This is a genomic window from Sphingomonas sp. OTU376 (assembly GCF_038440415.1).
GTDB lineage: Bacteria > Pseudomonadota > Alphaproteobacteria > Sphingomonadales > Sphingomonadaceae > Sphingomonas > Sphingomonas kyeonggiensis_A.
In genome coordinates, this window is sequence record NZ_JASATQ010000052.1 from 15,444 (window position 1) to 36,478 (window position 21,035).

General features: G+C 65.1%; 4 protein-coding genes. All 4 read left to right on the forward strand.

All coding sequences use genetic code 11. The features are described from left to right. The first annotated feature begins 331 nt into the window (after positions 1 to 331). A complete protein-coding gene (locus AAHM44_RS18565) occupies positions 332 to 16,813 on the forward strand; it encodes a cadherin domain-containing protein (RefSeq protein WP_342250906.1) in 16,482 nt (5,493 codons plus the stop codon). Continuing rightward, the gene (locus AAHM44_RS18570; RefSeq protein ID WP_342250907.1) at positions 16,810 to 17,322 is read left to right on the forward strand and encodes a toxin-activating lysine-acyltransferase; all 513 of its coding nucleotides are present in this window, start codon (positions 16,810 to 16,812) and stop codon (positions 17,320 to 17,322) included. The genes AAHM44_RS18565 and AAHM44_RS18570 overlap by 4 nt, the downstream gene beginning before the upstream one ends. A 138-nt stretch (positions 17,323 to 17,460) precedes the next feature. Further along, positions 17,461 to 19,557 carry a type I secretion system permease/ATPase gene (locus tag AAHM44_RS18575; RefSeq protein ID WP_342250908.1) on the forward strand — a complete coding sequence of 699 codons (2,097 nt, stop codon included), beginning with the start codon at positions 17,461 to 17,463 and terminating at the stop codon, positions 19,555 to 19,557. Then, positions 19,554 to 20,966, forward strand: coding sequence for an HlyD family type I secretion periplasmic adaptor subunit (locus tag AAHM44_RS18580; protein WP_342250909.1), 1,413 nt, complete (start codon positions 19,554 to 19,556; stop codon positions 20,964 to 20,966). The genes AAHM44_RS18575 and AAHM44_RS18580 overlap by 4 nt, the downstream gene beginning before the upstream one ends. Positions 20,967 to 21,035 lie beyond the last annotated feature (69 nt).

Consider the following 21,035-nt stretch of genomic DNA (forward strand, 5'->3'; position numbering starts at 1 on the left):
ATTTAAAGCCGTCGAAGGGGATGCGGAGAAAATCATCAATGAGTGGTATAAAGATATTCCAGAATCCATAGAGCGTGCAGTTATATTTGACTTAAAGTACCACGGGTACCTGCTTCCCCCTAAATACAGTACAAATTCTCCGAATGACAAATATCAGGTTGAGCTATATAACCTTCTCGATAAAGGTGATTTTATCGGTGCTGCAGTAAAGTTGGGGCTTACCGATGGATCAGTGATCAATCACGGCGGTTACCTGCGTGATGTGACGCGCGCGCGTGTGTTGCTCTACTCCCAGATGCTAACCGACAATTCGGGCTTGCTTGGCCCAGCTATGGGCATTCTGGACGTGTTGCCGGCGTTGCAGGGGGCCCCGCTCACCGTACCGCTCACCGACAAGGCCTTACAGGCATCGCTCGACTTTGTTGCTGAGCTCCAGTCGCGGCTGGGAGAAATCCATGCGTGGGAAGCCAGCGCCAGTGCGACCGCCAATGCGACCGGTGACGCAAGGCTGATCAACGCCAGAAACGATTTTCTGAATGCCGCGCTGACAAACAGCCGGCGGGTGCTTGAGGCCCATGGCTTTCATCTCAATTCGGATCAGAACACTTCGCTCAGCCAGGCGGCGATGGAGGCGCATGTCCCGTCGGAGCATCTGCGGCTCATTTACGGCGATCGCACCTTCGCGCCGTACGAGGTTTTCCTCGTGCCGGCCGGCACGCCGAAGGAAGTCAGTGGGGGTAACTCGCTGGGCGGCCTCCCGGCGCCAACAAGCGGCCAGCGCCGCGTGGTCAAGTACGATCATGATTCCGGCCAGTTCGTCACCTTCCTGACGAATTCGATTGAGGGAACGCCTGCGGTCACCTTTGTGAACGGCGCGGATCGCACGCTTGCGGTGGTCGAGAGTGCACAGCTGATCACCAATTTCGAGCGCTCGGGGAACGGCTATCGGATATCCTTCCTCGACGGCGACGTGATCACGGTGACCTCGACTACGGACTCCGCGGGAGAGCACGTGCAGGCTCGTGTCGTGGACCAGAATGGCGCAGCAAGTGTCTACCGTGCGGCTCCGGATCAGCCGATCGTGGTCGGACAGACCGGAAGCTTGTTCCTAAGCGGCGCCTATCAGGGCCAATGGGCAGCCAATGATTTCGAAAATATTCCGGGACTCGATAATGCCTATGTGCTCGCGAAAGTTCTTGGCCGCGCAGGCGCTCCTTCTGAAATGGGTGGCGACGATGGGCCGCTCATAGAACTGAAGGAGATCGTCGATCCCGACGGACCGGTGACATATAAGATACGCATCAATCCCGATGGGACCAAGGAAGCGGTCACCACCTTCCACTTGAACAACGGCACGACCGGTGTCGGGGATCGTATCGTTCAGGTCACCAAGCAGACGGTATTCGAGGGACAGAACGTAACTGTCTATTCGTCGGTCACGCGAACAGGCGACGACGCCACGGTGACCTATGTTCGCGAGCGGGCACCTGCACTTGAGGACATCGGCTACGTAGATCCCAAAGTCGACATCAAGTTCGAGAACCACATCCTCACGCTTGAGCAATTCGGCTCGATCTTCGGTTCGAACATCGGCCGCTACCTGGCCGGCGACAACGTAGCGGCGCAGATCGCGCTGGGCGCGGTCCTTTCGACGGTCAGCGGCAATCTCGGCGAGCTGGCGGACGATCTCCTCAACGACGTCTATGGACTGGACGGGGTCACCCCGCTGAGCGCGGCGACCAAGGTCGACGAGGCGCTTCGCGATATCGGCAGCGAGTTCCTCCAGAACCTGAAGTCCGCCGGCGCCGGCGCGCTTTCCTCGTTCCTGCTCAGCGAGATCTTCGATGCCATCGGTATCGGCGGCGTGCCGGGTGCGCTCGGCCAGGCGGTGGGCGGCGCCTATCTGTCGGCGGCCATCGAGGCCTTGCCCGAGCTCCTTGCCGGAACGAAGAGCTTCAGTGCGGTCTTCAAGGGCATCGATCCGCTTTCGATCGCCGCCTCCTGGCTCGGCAGCACGCTGGCCTCCGAAATCGCCGAATTCGATACGATCGGCGGCCAGCTCGGATCGTCGATCGGCGCAGCCGCCGGTGCGATTGCGGGCTCTGCCATCGCCATCAAGGCGCTGGGGCTTGGCACGGCGGTTGGCGGTCCCGTCGGCGCGCTGGTGGGCGCGTTCGTCGGCTTCCTTGTCGGCGGGCTGATCGGATCGGTGTTCGGGGGAACGCCGCGCTCCGGCGCCGATGTGGAATGGGACGCTTCGAACAACCAGTTCATCGTCGCGAACGCCTATGCCCGAAAAGGCGGCAGCAAGGACGCTGCCAAGTCGGTTTCGGACGCAGTGGCGAACATCTACAATTCGGTGCTGCAGGCTACCGAGTCGAAGCTGCTCGCCCCGGAGAGCGTGCAGGCCGGCAACTATGGCATGCGGAAGAAGGATTGGGTCTACCGGTCGATCTCCACCCAGTCGGAATCCGCGATCGAGGCGCGATTCCATGATGCCGATGCGCTGATCGCCTATGGCGCGGCCAAGGGCCTGAAGGACATCGTCGCCAATTCCGCGGGCGGCGACGTCTTTGTGAAGCGCGCCCTGTTCAGCGCGCTGGACGCCAGCGACGGCGTGGTGGACGACCAGCTGGGCGACGCGACCGGCAACTTCAGCGTCGAGCAGATCGTGGCGGTCATCTCGACGGCGCGCGACTATGCGATGTTCGCGGAGAACGCGAAGGTCATCGCCTCGGCGATCGCGAATGATCCCCAGAGCAATTTCGCGCTGGGCTGGGCGACCACGCTGGCGATGGCCGCGGATCTCCATCTCGACCGGCGCGGCGCGACCGACTGGATCGGCGGCTATGCGACCTGGCTCGACGAGCTCAACGACGGCCGGTTCGACGATGTCTCGGTTGCCGCCAGCGCCGTGGAGATGCGCTTCAACTTCACGACCAATGGACGCGAGTGGTTCGTTGCGAACGGCAACGGCAGCTATCGCGGGACGCTTACCGACGACATCGCCATCGACAAGCAGACGATCGTCAACGGTGCCACTGACGAGGCGGCCGGCGATTTCATCGATCTTCGAACCGAGATGTTCGGCGGGCAGGACATCAAGATCGCCGCGGTGGTCTTCGCGAACGCCGGCAACGACGTCGTCCATGCCTCGGACCTGGGCGACAACGTCTTCGGCGGTGCGGGCAACGACACGCTCTATGGCGGCCGGCTCGACGACTGGCTGTTCGGCGACGACGGCGATGACACGCTCGATGCCGGCGCGGCGGCCGGCGGGCTTGGCGGTGACGGCAATTATCTCGACGGCGGCGCGGGGAACGACATCCTGCATGGCCGCGAGGGCTCGGACTGGCTCGAGGGCGGTGTCGGCACCGACATACTGACCGGCGGCGGCGGCGACGATATCCTGGCGGGCGGTGGCGGCGACGGCGACCAGATGGGCGGCGGCGCGGGCAACGATCAGTATATCGTCCGCCTCGGCGACGGCGTGGACGTCCTGGAGGAAGATCCCGCGGGCGCGCCGGTGGCGCAGTCGGGCGGCGACTATGTCAGCCAGCGCTTCGCCGATCTGATCTCGGGCATCGTCAAGCGCAACTGGGTGGGCAACGCCGCCGGGGTGAACGGCACGACGATCGGTGGTGGCGAGGACGCGATCGTCTTCGGCAAGGATATCGACATCGGCGACCTCCAGCTGTTCCGCTCGAGCAGCGACAGCGACGATCTCGTCATCCGGGTGATGCAGACGGTCGATGGCGTGACGAGCTTCTCGGGCACGCAGCTGACGGTCAAGGACTGGTTCTCCAACCCGTTCAAGCGCATCGAATGGCTGCGCTTCATGGACGGCAACGAAGTCCGCATTGGCGACATCACCAGCTTCATCGTCGGCAGCGCCGGCAACGACGTGCTGATCGGCACGGACGGCAATGACTTCGTCTATGGAGGAGAGGGCGACGACCAGCTGCACCTTCTCGGCGGCGACGATATCGGGAACGGCGGCTCCGGCAATGATCTGATCGCCGGGCATTCGGGACGGGACCTGCTCGTCGGTGGCCTCGGCGTCGATCAGCTGATCGGCGGCAAGGGCGCTGACGCCCTGTCGGGCGATGGCGGCGGCGACGATCTCTATGGCGGTGACGATGCCGACATCCTGTCGGGCGGTCGCGGCGACGGGGACCAGGTTGTCGGCGGTGCCGGCAACGACATCTTCAAATATGCCCGCGGCGATGGCCGGGACATGATGTTCGACGATTTCTCGGCGAACTGGGACGTTGTCTGGAGCAACGGCAACTGGAATGCGGCGGCTGGCTTCGCCTATGTCTCGGCGACCGGTGAAGTCACCGGTCCGGGCGGCACCTATCTGCGCAAGAATGTCGGCACCGCCGCTTTCCCCGACCTGCAATGGGTCGGCCGGTTCGACTATGACAGCGATACGGGCACGCTGCGCTGGTTCAATCCGCCGGCGGGCGCTCCGGTCGTGGCCAATAGCGGCGTCGACACGATAGAATTCGCGCCGGGCATCGATATCCAGGACCTGATCCTGTTCCGGCCGGCCGGTTCGAACGACCTGGTCATCTCCATTGCAAGCGAGAATGCCGAGTTCGCGAGCGCGACTTCCTTCGCCGACAGCGTCACCATCAAGGACTGGTATGCGCTGCCGGGGCAGATCGAGAAACTGGCCTTCTATCAGACGGGCATCCTCGACATTTCCGCGGGCGCGACGAATCTGATCGCGGGAACCGACGGTGCGGACGGCGTCGCCACCACCCCGCTCTCGGGCTCGACCGCGGCGGACTGGATTACCGGCGGCGCGGGCGATGACGTGATCGCCGGTGGTGCCGGCAATGATATCCTTGCAGGCAATAGTGGAGCCGACACGCTCAAGGGCGAGGTCGGCGACGATGTCCTGTACGGCGGCGCGGGCAATGACGTGCTCGACGGCGGCACCGGCGCGGACGTGCTGGTGGGAGGCGCCGGGTTCGATACCGCCTCCTATGCTTCAGCCGGAGCGGGCGTCCGGGCGTATCTGGCGAATGCCGAACTCAATATCGGCGACGCCGCCGGCGACAGCTATTCGAGCATCGAGAATCTGAGCGGCGGCGGCGGTGCCGACCTGCTCGGCGGCGACGCGGGCGACAACGAGCTCAGCGGCAGCCAGGGCGACGACACGCTGTGGGGCGGCGCGGGCGACGACAGCTATATCTGGAATGTCGGGGACGGCGCTGACACGATCCGCGACGCCAGCTTCGCCATGGAGGAAGCCGTTACCGCGGCCGGCGCGCTAGCCAGCGGCTATTCCCAGACCCTGTGGGAAGCGACCGACATCCTGCAGCCCGGCTATGAGGACCGCTATTACTGGCACCTGCAGATCACCGGCCCGAACGGCGAGATCGTATATGATTATGATCTCTTCGCGCCGAATAATGCGAGCGCGACGCAGCCTGATCCCCAGCCGGCGAGCTATCACCAGGCCGGCTGGCTCGGCGGCTTCGCCCGGACCAATGGCCAGCAGGTAACTCGTGCGCATTTCGATACTGCGATCGATGCGGGCGACGATATCCTCGAATTCGGCGCGGGGATCAGCCTCAGCGACCTGAGCTTCCTCGTCAGCGGCAGCGATCTCATCGTCCGCTTTGGCGGCCTGGCGACCAGCCAGGTCACGATCAAGGACCATTTCACCGCCAACAGCCGGATCGAGACGCTCCAGTTCCGCGACGGCCTGTCCGTGTCGCTGGCCAGCATCCTGACCGCGATAGATGGAAACCTGCTTTCCGGCACTGCCGGCGACGACCTGATGATGGGCCAGGCCGGCGCACTGGCCGACCTGATGGATGGCGGCGCGGGCAACGACGTGCTGAGCGGCGGGGCGGGTGCCGACACCCTGCGTGGCGGCGACGGCGACGATGTGCTCGAAGGCGGCGCGGGAGCCGATCTGCTCGACGGCGGCAGCAACTCCGCCTCGAGCGTGAAGGGATGGGGAGACACCGCCCGGTACGTACGCTCGACGGCGGCGGTGCGGGTCGACCTGAACAAGACCACCGCCCAGGCCGGGGGCGATGCCGCCGGCGACATCCTGGTCGGCATCGAGAACCTCACGGGTTCGGCATTCGGCGATACGCTGACCGGCAACGACAGCGCCAATGTGATCGACGGGCTCGATGGCAGCAACATCATCTATGGCCGGGGCGGCGACGACGTCCTGATCGGCGGCAGCGGCAGCGACAACATCTACGGCGATCAGGGCGACGACAACATCTCTGGCGGCGATGGCGGCGACAACCTTAACGGCGGCGACGGCAAGGACCTGCTGTCCGGTGGGGACGGCGGCGACTCCCTTTATGGCGATGCCGGCGAGGACGTGCTCACCGGCGGCGAAGGCAGCGACAGCCTTTACGGCGGAGACGATGACGACAACATCAGCGGCGGCGGTGGCGTCGACTGGATCGATGGCGGCAACGGCAATGACACGATCTCGGGTGGTGCCGGCGCGGACACGCTTTCCGGCGGCGACGGCGATGATCTCTATATCTTCGAAGCGGCCTTCGGTGCCGACACGGTCATCGATTTCGGCGGCCAGAACCGGATCCTGTTCGCTGCGGAAGTGAGCCTCGAGACGCTCTGGTTCGCACGGGTCGGCAACAACCTGCAGATCACCGTGATCGGCACGACGGACCGCGTCACGCTCCAGAACTATTTCGCACCCTCGTGGCCGACCCTGATGGGAGAGGTATCGACACAGACGCATACGCTCTTCCTCGGCCACGCACAGGCGCTCGTAAACGCGATGACTGCGATCTCCGCGGCATCCCCGCCGGCGGTGATGCCGGAGTCGATCGTCGCGATGCTCGGGGAATATTGGCACGCCGGCGGCAAAGCCAGGCCTCAGGCTGCGCCGATCACGCTGACCGTCGACGAAGACAGCGCTTCCGCGCTCACTTCGGTCGCGGCGGTGGATCACGACGACAACATCACCAGCTATGCGCTCGGCACGCCGCCGGCCAAAGCCCAGGTCACGCTCAATCCGCAGACCGGCCAGTTCGTCTATACGCCCGTTGCGGATTTCACCGGCAAGGACAGCTTCTCGATCCTGGTGAAGGATGCGGACGGCAACACGACCGAAGTGCCGGTGTCCGTTGTCGTCCGGCCAGTGAACGACGCCCCGCGCGACGTGCGGCTCGTTGCGGGCGAAGTCCTTGAAGTCATCGAAGGCGCACTGGTCGACAGCCCGATCGCCCGGTTCGTGGCGACGGATATCGAAGGCGATGCGCTCACCTTCTCGCTTACCGACGATGCCGGCGGACGGTTCGATATCACCGGCGACGGCCAGCTGATCCTGCGGGACCCCGGGCTTCTCGATTTCGAGACCGTGCCTTCGCATGCCATCGGCGTTCGCGTGGTCGATTCGAACGGCGCGATCGTGACGCGGAATTTCACGGTCACGGTTCTCGACGGTAACGAAGGCGTGACGATGGCTCCCGTCGAGCCGATGCATATCGACGAGAATCTCGCGGCGGGAGCCGCCGTGGGATCGGTCGCCGCGATCGATCTCAACAGCCCGGGCGGCTCATCCGACGAGCTCCGCTATTATTTCTACTATTCCGGCGGGGCCTATGCGACCTCCGCGGACGGACGTTACGTCATCGACGCGGTCAGCGGCGCGATCAGCACGGCAACGCCCCTCAACTTCGAGGAAGGCGAGTCCAGCAGCGCCTACAAGGTTGTGGCGCGCAACAACCAGGGCAATCCCGGCTTTGCTCAGGCGATGGTGACGGTGACGATCAACATCGGCGATGTGAACGAGCCCAACGCGATGCCATCCAGCTATGCGATGCAGGTGGCCGAGAACCAGGCGATCGGCACGGTGGTCGGCGAGGTGCTGGCGAGCGACACCGATATCGGCAGCGTGTCGTTGGGCGGGCAGCGTTATTATTTCCTCCATCAGGGCGTCGTGAGCGCGACGTCGTTCGATGGCCGCTTCACGATCGATGCTACCACTGGACGCATCAAGACCGCGATGGTCCTCGATTTCGAGGGCATGGCCAGCGGCGAATATGTCGTCGCGGCACGCGACAATCTGGGCGCGAGCGGCTTCAACCAGGTAACGACGACAGTCACGATCGGCATCGCGGATGGCAACGAAGCGAACAGCTTGCCTGCCGACTATCTGCTGAGCGTCGCCGAGAACAATGCGCCCGGCAAGCAGGTGGGCACCATCGTCGCGAGCGATCCGGACCACAGCGGCAGTGCCTTCAGCCAGCAGCGCTATTACTTCTTCAAGGACGGGGTCGCGAGTGCGACGTCGTTCGACGGACGCTTCACCATCGATGCCGTATCCGGCATCATCACGACCGCGACGACGTTCGATTTCGAAGCGGAGGCAGCCCCGACGGACTATGTCGTCATTGCCCGCGACAATCAGGGCGCTGCCGGCTATAACGAGACCAGCTCGACCGTGCGGATCGGCATCGCCGACGCCAACGAGCCGAACAGCATGCCGGGCAGCTACGCGATGGGCGTGGCCGAGAATGTCGATATCGGCACGGCGCTGGGCCAGGTCTCGGCGAGTGACGTGGACGGTGCCGGAAGCGCCGGAAGCCAGCAGCGCTATTATTTCCTCAACAATGGAGAGGTGAGCGGCACGTCGCTCGACGGCCGCTATACGATCGATGCCATCACCGGCGTGATCAAGACGGCGGCGGCGATCGACTTCGAAGCCGAGCCCGAGCCGCTTTCCTACACCGTGGTGGCGCGGGACAATCTTGGCGAGGGTGCCTATAGCCAGGCCACCAGCACCGTCACGATCACGGTGGAAGACCGGAACGATCCGAACTGGCTGCCGGCCGACATCGAAATGCGCTTCGCGGAGAACCAGACGGGGATCGTCGGTACGGTGGTGGCAACCGACGGCGATCTTGGCGGGTCGGTATTCGCGCAGCAGGAATATTTCTTCCTCAACAACGGCGTGCGGAGCCTGTGGTCGTCCGATGGGCGCTACGTGATCGATGCGGTGGGCAATATCCGGTTGTTCAACGCGCTCAACTACGAAACCGAGTCCGGCCCCAGGACCTATACCGTGGGCGCAGCGGACCATGGCGGCGATACCGGGGTCACCAATCTGACGACCTCGCAGGTCAAGATCGTCATCACCGATGTCAACGAGGCGCCGACCGCGATCCACTTCACGCCTTCGATCACCACCCTGGCCGAACGCGACCATGTCGCCACCAACACGACCCTGCCCGCGATCGAGATCGGAACGCTCTCGGTAACCGATCCCGACATCGAGGGGGGCAACAACAGCTACACCTATTCGATCCTGGATGAGCGGTTTGAGATCGTCGGAAATGTCGTGCGCCTGAAGATGGGCGCGGCGATGAATTTCGAGTCGGAAAACACCTACCGGCTGACCATCCTGGCCACGGACGTGAATAGTCCGTTCAAGATTGCCAATTCCTGGAATATAGCGATTGCGGACCTGCCCGATATTTTCGAGGGCACCACCGGCAACGACACGCTGCGCGGTCAGAGCGGCGCGGATCGGATATTCGGCTTCGGTGGCCGCGATTCCATCTTCGGCGACGCGGGCAACGACTGGATCGAAGGCGGCGCCGGCGATGACTGGGCTGCCGGCGAGGACGGCAACGACATATTGTATGGCGGCGACGGTACCGACCAGCTGATGGGCGGCCGCGGCAATGACATCCTCTATGGCGGGAACGTCGACGGCAACGACCTCAATGACGGCTATGACATGCTGCTCGGCGACGACGGCGATGACATAATGTATGGCGGCGCGGGCAACGACTTCCTGTCCGGCGGCAATGGTGCCGACCAGTTTTTCGGCGGCGCCGGCAACGACACGGCCCAATATGGCGACTGGGTGGTCAACATGCCCGGGCTGGTGGTCGATCTCGAGAACAACGCCGCCAATGCCGGCTCGGCAGCCGGGGATGTCTACGACAGCATCGAATCGGTCATGGCCACGAACAGCGACGACACGGTGCTGGGCGACGGCCAGAGCAACACGCTGTGGGGGCGTAACGGCGACGACATGCTGCGCGGCCGTGGCGGCAACGATACATTGCGGGGCGGCACCGGCAACGACACGCTGTACGGCGATGACGGCGACGACATGCTGGTCGGGGAAGACGGCGACGACATCATCTGGGGTGGCTCCGGCAACGACACGCTGCTCGGCGGCGCCGGCGTCGACACGCTCTACGCGGAGAGCGGCGACGATTTCCTCGATGGCGGGGCGGGCAACGACATCCTCAATGGCGGGGACGACAACGACACCTACATCGTCACGCGGAGTTCCGAAGCCGACACGATCTATAACTACGATCCGTCGGGCGACGATATCGACGTGCTGGGTTTCCAGGACAATGTGCGCATCCAGGACAAGGATCTGTGGTTCGAGCAGGTCAATGACGACATGCGGGTCAGCGTGATCGGCACCACGACGAGCGTGCTGATCAAGGACTGGTATCTGATCTCGGATGCGCAGAGCCGGGCCAATTACCGGATCGACTTCATCATCGCCGATGTGCGCTATACCAGCGAGGTGAACGTCGACGGGCTGATCGCCCTGATGGCGACCAAGACCAAGCCGACCACGGTGGCCCAGCGCGATGCGCTGATGGCGGATTCCAACTATCGGGTGGAATGGGCCACCTATTGGGGCCTCAATGCGCCGCCGGTGATCGAGGCCATCCCCGACAAGGAGATGAACGAGAGCGGCGATCTGACCCTCACCGTAACGGCGACGGATGATCTCACCCCGGATGCCGGGGTGCAGGTCACCGCCGAGGCAATCGGGACCCAGTCGCTGATCGACCCCGAGGGGCTTGTCCTCGGCCTCGCCAATTCGCAGGGCCAGCGCACCCTCACCATCTCGCCCAAGGATTATGCCAGCGGCACGGTCACGATCCGGATCGTCGCCAAGGATGCCGGCGGCGTGACGTCGACCGAGGAGTTCCAGCTCACCATCAAGCCGAAGGCGGACAAGCCCACGATCGCGCTTCTCTCCGGCGGGTCGGGGACGTCGGGCCAGGGCGGGATCGCTCTCACGATCGACGTCAATTTCCCCGATACCGACGGGTCCGAGACCCAGGAAATCTGGGTTGCTGGCGTACCGGCGGGCGTGGCGCTCAGCGCCGGTGCGTTCGATGCGGTGGACAATGTCTGGAAGCTGCCGGCGGACCAGGCCGATGGCCTGAAGGTGATCGCGCCGGCCGGGTGGAGCCAGGATCTCCTGCTCACCGTGACCGCCCGTGCGTCCGAGGGCGGAACGCTGGCGGTGTCCGATGCCGTCCAGACGACGGTCGCCATCAATGCCTCTCCGGCGAACCTCGTCTTCACCGGCTCGGTGAGCGAGAATGCGGCGAACGCGACCGTGGTCGGGATGGTAAGCGCCGTCGATCCGGACTCTGGCGACGTCATCACCTATGAGCTGAAGGACGATGCGGGCGGGCGTTTCGCGCTGTTCGGCCGCGAACTCAGGGTCGCCAACAACGGCCTGCTCAACTCCGAGAATGCCGGCTCGCACACGATCGTCATCCGCGCGACGGACCAGCTTGGCGCCTATGTCGAGCAGACTTTCACGATCGCGGTCAACGACGTCAACGAAGCCAACAGCCTGTCGTCGCGCCTGGCGATGAGCGTGGTCGAGAATGTCGCGGTGGGGACGCTGGTCGATACGGTGCACGCCACCGATACCGATGGCGCGGGGACCGCGTTCGGGCAGCAGCGCTATTATTTCGTCAAGGACGGCGTGGCGAGCGGAACGTCCTTCGACGGGCGCTACACGATCGACGCGATATCCGGCGCGGTCCGGACGGCGGCGGCGCTCAATTACGAGGGCGGCCCGGCCAGCATGACCTACACGGTCGTCGCGCGCGATAATCAGGGGAACGGCCCCTATAACGAGGCGTCGTCGCAGCTCACCATCGATGTGACCAACCTCAACGAAGCCAACAGCCTGCCGGCGGAGCTGGCGATGAGCGTGGCCGAGAATGTTCCGGTCGGCGCCAGCGTCGGCACGGTGGTGGCCAGCGATCTCGATGCGGTCGGCGTCCTGTTCGGCCAGCAGCGCTATTATTTCCTCAACGACGGCGTCGCGAGTGCGACGTCCGCGGACGGGCGCTACGCGATCGATGCGGTCTCCGGGGTCACCCGGACCGCGGTGACCGTCAACTTCGAGACGGAGACGGGAAGTCGGAGCTACATCGTGGCCGCGCGCGACAATCAGGGCGCGGCGGGCTATAACCAGGCGACGTCGACTGTGACCATCAGCGTCACCGACGCGAACGAGGCCAATGCCATTCCCGAAAGCTACGCGATGGGCGTGGTCGAAGGGACGGCGGCCGGCACGACTGTTGGCGCCGTGGCAGCCACTGACATCGACGGCAGCGGCATGCCGTTCGGCCAGCAGCGCTACTATTTCCTCCACCAGGGAGTGGCGAGCGCGACCTCGTTCGACGATCGCTACACGATCGATGCGCTGAGCGGCGTCATCCGGGTCAAGACGGGGCTCGACTTCGAGGCGGGGACGACCAACGTCGCCTACACCGTCGCCGCCCGCGACAACCAGGGCGCGGCGGGGTACAATCAGGTCACCTCGACGGTCAGCATCGCCATCGCCGACGCCAATGAGGCGAACAGCCTGTCGAACTACGCGATGAACGTGGCCGAGAATGTCGCGAGCGGCACGACCGTCGGGACGGTGAAGGCCGGCGACCTGGATGCCCCGGGGAGCATGTTCGGCCAGCAGCGCTACTATTTCATCAAGGACGGCGTGGTGAGCGCCACTTCCCATGACGGGCGCTATGCGATCGATGTCGTGACGGGCGTGATCCGGACGGTGGCGACGGTCGATTTCGAGACCGAGACGGTCGCGAATACCTCCTACATGATCGCCGCGCGCGACAATCAGGGGGCGGCCGGCTACAATCAGGCGACGGCGACGGTGACCATCGGCGTCACCGACGCGAACGAAGCCAATTCCCTGCCGCTGGCCTATGCGATGAGCGTGGCGGAGAACCTCGCGATCGGCACCACTGTCGGCACGGTCTCGGCTGGCGATGTGGACCGCCCGAGCGCGGCGTTCGGCCAGCAGCGCTATTACTTCCTGAACAACGGCACCGTCAGCGCGACTTCCCATGACGGGCGCTACACCATCGATGCGCTCACCGGCGTCATCAAGACCGCGATCGCACTGGATTTCGAGCTCGGCACTCCCAGCGGCGAATATACGGTCGCGGCGCGCGATAATCTGGGCAACCCCGGCTATACCCAGTCGACTTCCATCGTCACGATCGGCGTCGTCGACGTGAATGAGGCGAACAGCCTGCCCGGCGCCTATGCGATGAGCGTGGCGGAGAACCTCGCCGGCGGCGCGGTGGTCGGCACCGTCTCGGCCTATGACGTCGACAAGGCCGGTACCGCCTTTGGCCAGCAGCGCTATTATTTCCTCGACCAGGGCGCCGCGAGCGGCACCTCGAGCGACGGCCGCTACACGGTCGACGCCATCAGCGGCGTCATCAAGACCGTTGCCGCGATGAACTTCGAGACCGGGCCGGTATCGACTGCCTATACGGTGATCGCCCGCGACAATCAGGGCGCGGCCGGCTATCGGCAGGCCAGCTCGGTGGTCACGATCGCGCTGGCCGACGTCAACGAAGCCAACAGCGTGGCGTCGGCGCTGGCGATGGACGTGTTCGAGAACGAGCCCATCGGTACCGATATCGCCCAGGTGGTTGCGAGCGACATCGACGGCCCCGCGAGCGTGGCGGGGCAGCAGCGCTATTACTTCCTGAACAACGGCGTCGCGAGCAGCACGTCGAGCGATGGGCGTTTCTCGATCGATGCGGTCACCGGCATGGTCAAGACCGCGGCGGCGCTCAACTTCGAGACGATGTCGGCCGGCGTCTATACGGTTGCCGTGCGCGACAACCAGGGTGGGGCGGGATATAATCAGGTCACCTCGACGCTGACGATCGGCCTGAAGAACAGGAACGAGGCCCACAGCGTCGCCTCGGATTCCACCTTCCTGGCCGAGGGCGCATCCCCCGGGCCGCTCGTCCCGATCGCCGGGCTGGACCTGGTGCTGAGCGATGTCGATGCGACCACGCCCAACATCACCTGGACCTTCGCGGACGGCAGCGACGAGGCATATGGGATGTTCGTCATCGATCCGACGACGGGCAAGATCAGCCTCAAGAACGCCTCGGTCGACTATGAGAGCCTGATCGCGGTCTATGAGTGGCGCGATGTCTGGGTGGAGGATCCCGACGCGGGCGGGCACTATGAGTCCCAGCAGGTCTTCGTGGGCAATGATCCCTCGCGGGCGGTCTTCAACCTCGAGGTGTCGGCCAGCGACGGTCAGTTCACCAGCAACGCGATTGCGACGATCACCGTCACCGACCAGCCCGAGGCGCCGGTGCTGTCCGGCCCCAACCATTTCACCATCCGCGACGATCAGGCGGAAGGCGATTTCGGCTGGCTCTACGCCTATGACCCCGACAATGGCAGCACCAACATCACCTTCCAGCTCACCAACCTGATCAAGCGCGAGTACGAGATCTCGTCGGGCAGCAGCGAGGATGTCGACAACGGGTATCCCGACGTCTTCGTGACTTCCAACGGACACCTCTCCTTCACCGTGCCCAATGACGGCGAATGGGAAGGCGGGGTGCGCGACCATCCGGTGCTCGGCGGACGGCGCTATTTCTATCTCGACTACAAGTTCACGCTCGTCATGACGGACAGCTCGGGCACCGTCGGCACCACCGACCTGACCATCACCTTCCTCAAGCACGACACCAACAGCGTTCCACCGATCGTCCTCGATCTGGACGGGGACGGCATCGAGCTGGTCAGTGCGCCGGACTCGCCGATCTATTTCGACATGGATCTCGACGGCATCGGCGACCAGACCGGCTGGGTGGGCAGCGACGATGGCTTCCTGGCGCTCGATCGCAACGGCAATGGCATCATCGACGACGCCAGCGAGATTTCGTTCGCATCCGATGCCGAAGGCGCCATGTCCGACCTCGAGGGGCTTCGCGCGTTCGACAGCAACGCGAACGGCTTCCTCGATGCAGGCGACGCGCGTTTCGGCGAATTCCGCGTGTGGCGCGATGCCAACCAGGACGGGATCAGCCAGGCGAGCGAACTCCTCACCCTGGCGCAGCTGGGTATCGTCCAGATGAACCTGTCGCTCGACCTGACGGGGGCGGAGCCCGGCGAGGTTGAGAACACGATCTACGGCACGACGCAGTATCTGCGCGCCGACGGGACGACGGGAACCGTCGGTGACGTCTTCCTCGTCTATGATCCGTCCAAGCCGCGGGACATCGCGGCGCCGGTGATCCTCGATTTCGACGGGGACGGTGCCGGGCTGGTATCGCTGGCCGGCAGCACGACGCGCTTCGACATGGACGGCGATGGCGCGCTGGAGCGAACCGGATGGATCGAATCGGGCGACGCGTTCCTGGCGCTCGATCGCAACAGCGACGGGAAGATCTCCGGCATTTCGGAAATCTCGTTCGTCGGGGACCTGGCCGGGGCGAAGACGGACCTCGAGGGCCTCAAGGCGTTCGACAGCAATGGCGACGGCGCGCTGACGGCGCTCGATGCGCGCTTCGCGGAATTCAAGCTGTGGTTCGATACGAACTCGAACGGCGTTTCCGATGCCGGCGAGATCCGCAGCCTGGCCGAGGCCGATATCGTCTCGATCAACCTCAGCGCGACGGCTGCGGATCAGGCGGGCGCCAATGGCAATGTGATCTATGGCATCGGCAATTTCATGCGGAGCAACGGAACGGTCGGCAGGCTGTTCGACGCCGGGCTCAGCTTCGAGAATGCCGGCAATGATCCCGGCACCAGCATGAAGCCGGCGATGACCGAGGACAGTTTCGACTGGAAATCGGGCAAGACCCGCATCGGCGCGGCGAACGGACAGCTGATCGTCCGCCCGCGCAACGCCTCGACGATGTACGATCCGGGCGCCGGCGCGATGGCGGCGGCGACCTATATCCACCTTCGCGACAAGACGATCGGCATGCTGGGCGCGTTCGTCCTCGATCTCGACGGCGACGGGATGGATCTCGAGCACCAGGTGAATTCGGACGCATCGTTCGACATGGACGGCAACGGCGTGCGCGACAACACCGGCTGGGTCGCCCGGGGAGACGGCTTCCTGGTCATCGACCGCGACAATGACGGGCTGATCACGAGCGGGGCCGAGCTTTCCTTCCTGGGCGAGAAGGCCGGTGCCCGCACCAATCTCGAGGGGCTGGCGGCGCTCGACAGCAACAAGGACGGCAAGATCACCGCGGCGGACGCGCGCTTCGGCGAGCTCAAGGTGTGGTTCGACGCGAACTATAATGGCCGCAGCGACGAAGGGGAGCTCCGGTCGCTCAGCGACTTCTCCATCACCGAGATCCGCACCAGCGGCATCGCGACCAGCGTCGCGAACCAGAAAATGGGCTCGAACGTCCTGATGTCGACGGCGTTGTTCACGCAGAACGGCAAGACGCGCACGATGGGCGACGTGGCCTTTGCCTTCTCCCCCTCGGCCGACCTGCAGTCCGCGGTGCTCGCGCGGAATCTGCAATGGCCGCAGGAACTGGATGCGCCGGATGGCCTGTCGCGCGAAGAAGCAGGGGATGGCGCCGATCTGCTCGACACGCGGCTCGCGTTGATGCGACAAGCGATGAGCGGGTTCGGCGCGGGCTCGGCCGCCGAGATGCGTCTCGAACGGGCCGGTATTGCGCCGGCATATGATTTCTATGCCGCGACCGCGGCATGACAGAGAAGACCATGGAACAGATGACTACGCCTCCTACCGTCAGCCACCTCCTGGGCGAGATGACCTGGCTGCTCACCCAGTCGCCGCTGCATCGCGGCCTTGCGATCGGCGATCTCGAATGGCTGGTGATGCCGGCGTTGCTCAACGAGCAGTTCTACATCTTCCGCGACGGCGATCGGCCGGTGGGCCTGGCGCTATGGGCCAGGACCACCGCGGAGGGCGAGGCCAAGCTGCAGCGCGGCATGATCGAGCCGGAGAACCGGCTGACCATGGACGAATGGAGCAAGGGAGACCGCCTCTGGCTGGTCGATCTCATCGCGCCCTTCGCCGATGCGACCAATCGCCATCTCGAGATCATGATCGCGGATCTCATTGCCAAGCCGTTGCGCGGGCAGGCCTTCAATCTCCACCGCACCGATCTCGAGACGGGCTTGCGCTCCGTTCAGCGGATCGAGGCGGATGCGGGAGACCGGCTGGTCGAGGCGATCGCGGCGCAGCTCAAGGAATAGCTGCGTACCCTGGTTCCAGGGCGCTGGGGGCAGCGAACAACCAGCTGACGCTACTCAAATGTTGTGCGCGTAACGCGTTCGGGGGGATTTGTGATCGAGGGGGAGAAAGCCGCGTCGTCGGCTTCGCTGGATGCATTCGTGCTTGTCGCCCGCTTTCTGGGGGTGCCCGCCGATCCTGCGCAGATTGCCCATGAACAGGGGCAGGGGACGGACTTCCGCCTTGAAGGGCTTGCGCGTGCCGCCAAGCGCATCGGCATCGTCGCGCGCATCCAGTCCAGCGCCATCCGTGATCTGATCAAGCGCCCGCTTCCCGCGCTCGCCGAGCTTGAGGACGGCGAGGCCGTGATCCTGCTCAAGGTGGACGAGAGCGAGGAGAAGCGGCGCCTGCTCGTCCAGCGCGGCGGCGCGGCGGCGCCGGAGATCTGGAGCGAGGACCAGTTCGCCGCCGACTTCACCGGCCGCCTGCTGTTGATGACCACGCGCGAGGCGATCGCGGGCACGGGCCGGCCGTTCGACATCAGCTGGTTCATCCCGGCGCTCGTCAAATATCGCAAGCCGCTGCGCGACGTGCTGATCGCCTCCTTCTTCCTCCAGCTGATGGGGCTGGTCTCGCCGATCTTCTTCCAGCTGGTGATCGACAAGGTGCTGGTGCACCAGTCGCTGTCCACCCTCGATGTGCTGGCGATCGGCCTGGCGGTGGTGCTGACCTGGGAGACGGCGCTGTCGGCGCTGCGCAACTGGCTGTTCGCGCATTCGACCAATCGCGTCGATGCCGAGCTCTCCTCGCGGCTCTTCCGGCACCTGCTCAACCTGCCGCTTTCCTATTTCGAAGCGCGCCGCGTCGGCGACAGCGTGGCGCGGGTACGCGAGCTGGAGCGGATCCGCGAGTTCCTCACCTCCAACGCGGTGACGGTGGTCATCGATCTCTTCTTCACCATCGTGTTCTTCGCGGTGATGTATCTCTACAGCCCGATCCTGACCTTGATCGTGGTGCTGTCGATCCCGCTCTACGCGGCGATCTCGATCCTGATCACGCCGACGCTGCGGGCGCGCCTTGACGAGAAGTTCCGGCGCGGCGCGGAGAACCAGGCGTTCCTTGTCGAGAGCGTGACGGGGATCGGGACGCTGAAGGCGATGGCGGTGGAGCCGCAAATGCGCGCGCGCTGGGAACGGCAGTTCGCCGGCTACACCCAGACCGGCTTCTCGGTGATGACGCTGGCCAATTGGGGTAGCCACGGCATCCAGCTCGTCTCCAAGCTCACCACCGTCGCGATCCTCTATTTCGGCGCGAAGCAGGTCATCGCGGGGGACCTGTCGGTCGGGGCGCTCGTCGCCTTCAACATGCTGTCGGGGCGGGTTGCGTCGCCGATCCTCCGGCTGTCGCAGCTGTGGCAGGACTTCCAGCAGGTGCGCATCTCGGTCGATCGGCTGGGCGACGTGCTCAATGCGCCCGCCGAGCCTGAGCACAACCCCAATCGCGCCAGCCTGCCGGCGATCCGCGGCGACATCCGCTTCGATGCCGTGCGCTTCCGCTATCGGCCCGACGCGCCGGAGGCGCTGCGCGGAGTCGCCCTGGAGATCGCCGCGGGGCAGACGCTGGGCATTGTCGGGCCCTCCGGATCGGGCAAGTCGACCCTGACCAAGCTCGTCCAGCGGCTGTACGTGCCGGAGCAGGGAAGGGTCCTGGTCGATGGCGTCGATCTGGCGCTGGTCGATCCGGCATGGCTGCGCCGCCAGATCGGCGTGGTGCTGCAGGAGAACATCCTGTTCAACCGTTCGGTCCGCGAGAATATCGCGCTCACCGATCCGACCCGGCCGATGGAGCAGGTTATCGCCGCCGCGCAGATGGCCGGCGCGCATGATTTCGTGCTGGAGCTGCCGCACGGCTATGACACCGTGATCGACGAGCGCGGCGGCAACCTGTCCGGCGGCCAGCGCCAGCGCCTCGCCATCGCCCGCGCGCTGGTGACCGATCCGCGCATCCTGATCCTCGACGAAGCCACCAGCGCGCTCGATGCCGAGAGCGAGGAGATCATCCAGCGCAACCTCGGGGTCATCGCCAAGGGGCGCACCGTGATCATCATCGCGCATCGCCTGTCCGCGGTGCGCCAGTGCGACCGGATCGTGACCGTCGAGGCGGGGGCGCTCACCGAGGATGGCGATCATGACAGCCTGATCCGCGCGGGCGGGCGCTACGCGCAGCTCTATGCCAAGCAGATGGGAGTTGCGCTGTGACCCTCGCGGCGCGCTTCCCCAATCTCGCGCATCACTGGCAGGTCCTGCGCACGGCCTGGCGGATGGAGAGCGAGGCAAAGGCGCGGCGACGGCCGAAGCTCGACCATGAGTTCCTGCCCGCCGCGCTCGAGATCATCGAGAAGCCGCCGAGCCCCGGCCTGCGCTGGCTGATGCTGCTGCTGTGCTCGCTGTTCGGCGTGGCGCTGCTCTGGTCGTGGGTCGGCAAGGTCGATACCGTCGCGGTCGCCACCGGCAAGGTCGTGCCGTCCGCGAAGATCAAGATCATCCAGCCGATCGAGATCGGCGCGGTCCGTGCGATTCATGTCCGCAACGGCCAGCGCGTGAAGCGCGGGCAGCTGCTGATCGAGCTGGATCCGACGCTCGCCGGCGCGGACGATGCCCAGGCGAGCCAGGGCCTGCTCTCGGCACGGCTCACCCAGGCGCGCAGCGATGCGCTGGTACGCTACCTCGCGACCGGGCACCTGGCCTATGTCCCGCCCGAGGGGACGCCGGCGGCGGTCGCGGCGACGCAGGCCGGCCTCGCCAGGGCCGCGGTCGCCGAATATCAAGCCGAGCGCGCCAGCCTCCAGGAAGCGCGCGCGCAGAGCAGTGCCGATCTCGCCGCGGCCAATGCCGAGCTCGCCAAGCTCCTGCAGACCCTGCCGCTGGTCGACCAGCAGCTGGAAGGGCGGCGCACCCTGACCGACAAGGGCTATTATTCGCGGCTCAAGCTGCTTGAATATGAGCAGCTGCGCGTCGAGCATGTCCAGAATATCGCGGTGCAGCGCAGCACCGCCGCCAAGGCACGCGCGGCGATCGCCAATACCGATGCGCAGATCGCCCGGCTGCGCGAGACCTTCGGCAAGGCGGCCTTTTCCGACCTTTCCGAAGCCGAGGACAAGGGCGCTGTGGCGAGCGAGGAAATCCGCAAGACCCTGCGGCGCCGGCAATATCAGGAACTCCGCTCGCCGGTCGATGGCGTGGTGCAGCAGCTGGCGATCCACACCGTGGGCGGCGTCGTCCAGCCCGCCCAGCCGCTCCTCGTGATCGTGCCGTCGGCGGACGAAGTCGAGGTCGAGGCGCAGATCCTCAATCGCGACATCGGCTTCATCCGCGAGGGGCAGCCGGTGCGGGTGAAGCTGGAGGCGTTCCCATTCACCGATTATGGCCTGATCGACGGCGAAGTGGCGTCGATCAGCCGTGACGCCATCGAGGACGAGAAGCGCGGCCTGATCTACGCGGTGCGCGTCCGCCTGAAGCGTCGCACGATCGCGATAGGGGGCCGGGAGATGCCAATCGGCCCTGGCCTTGCCGTACAGGCGGAGATCCGGACCGGCGAGCGCCGGATCATCCAGTATCTCCTGTCGCCCATCGCCGAGACCATCGACGAGGCCGGGCGCGAGCGCTGATTTTCACAAGGCGGGCGCGGGCGGTTGCAGCCCGCGCCCCGCCCCGCTCAGCCCTGCCCGGTGGGCCCG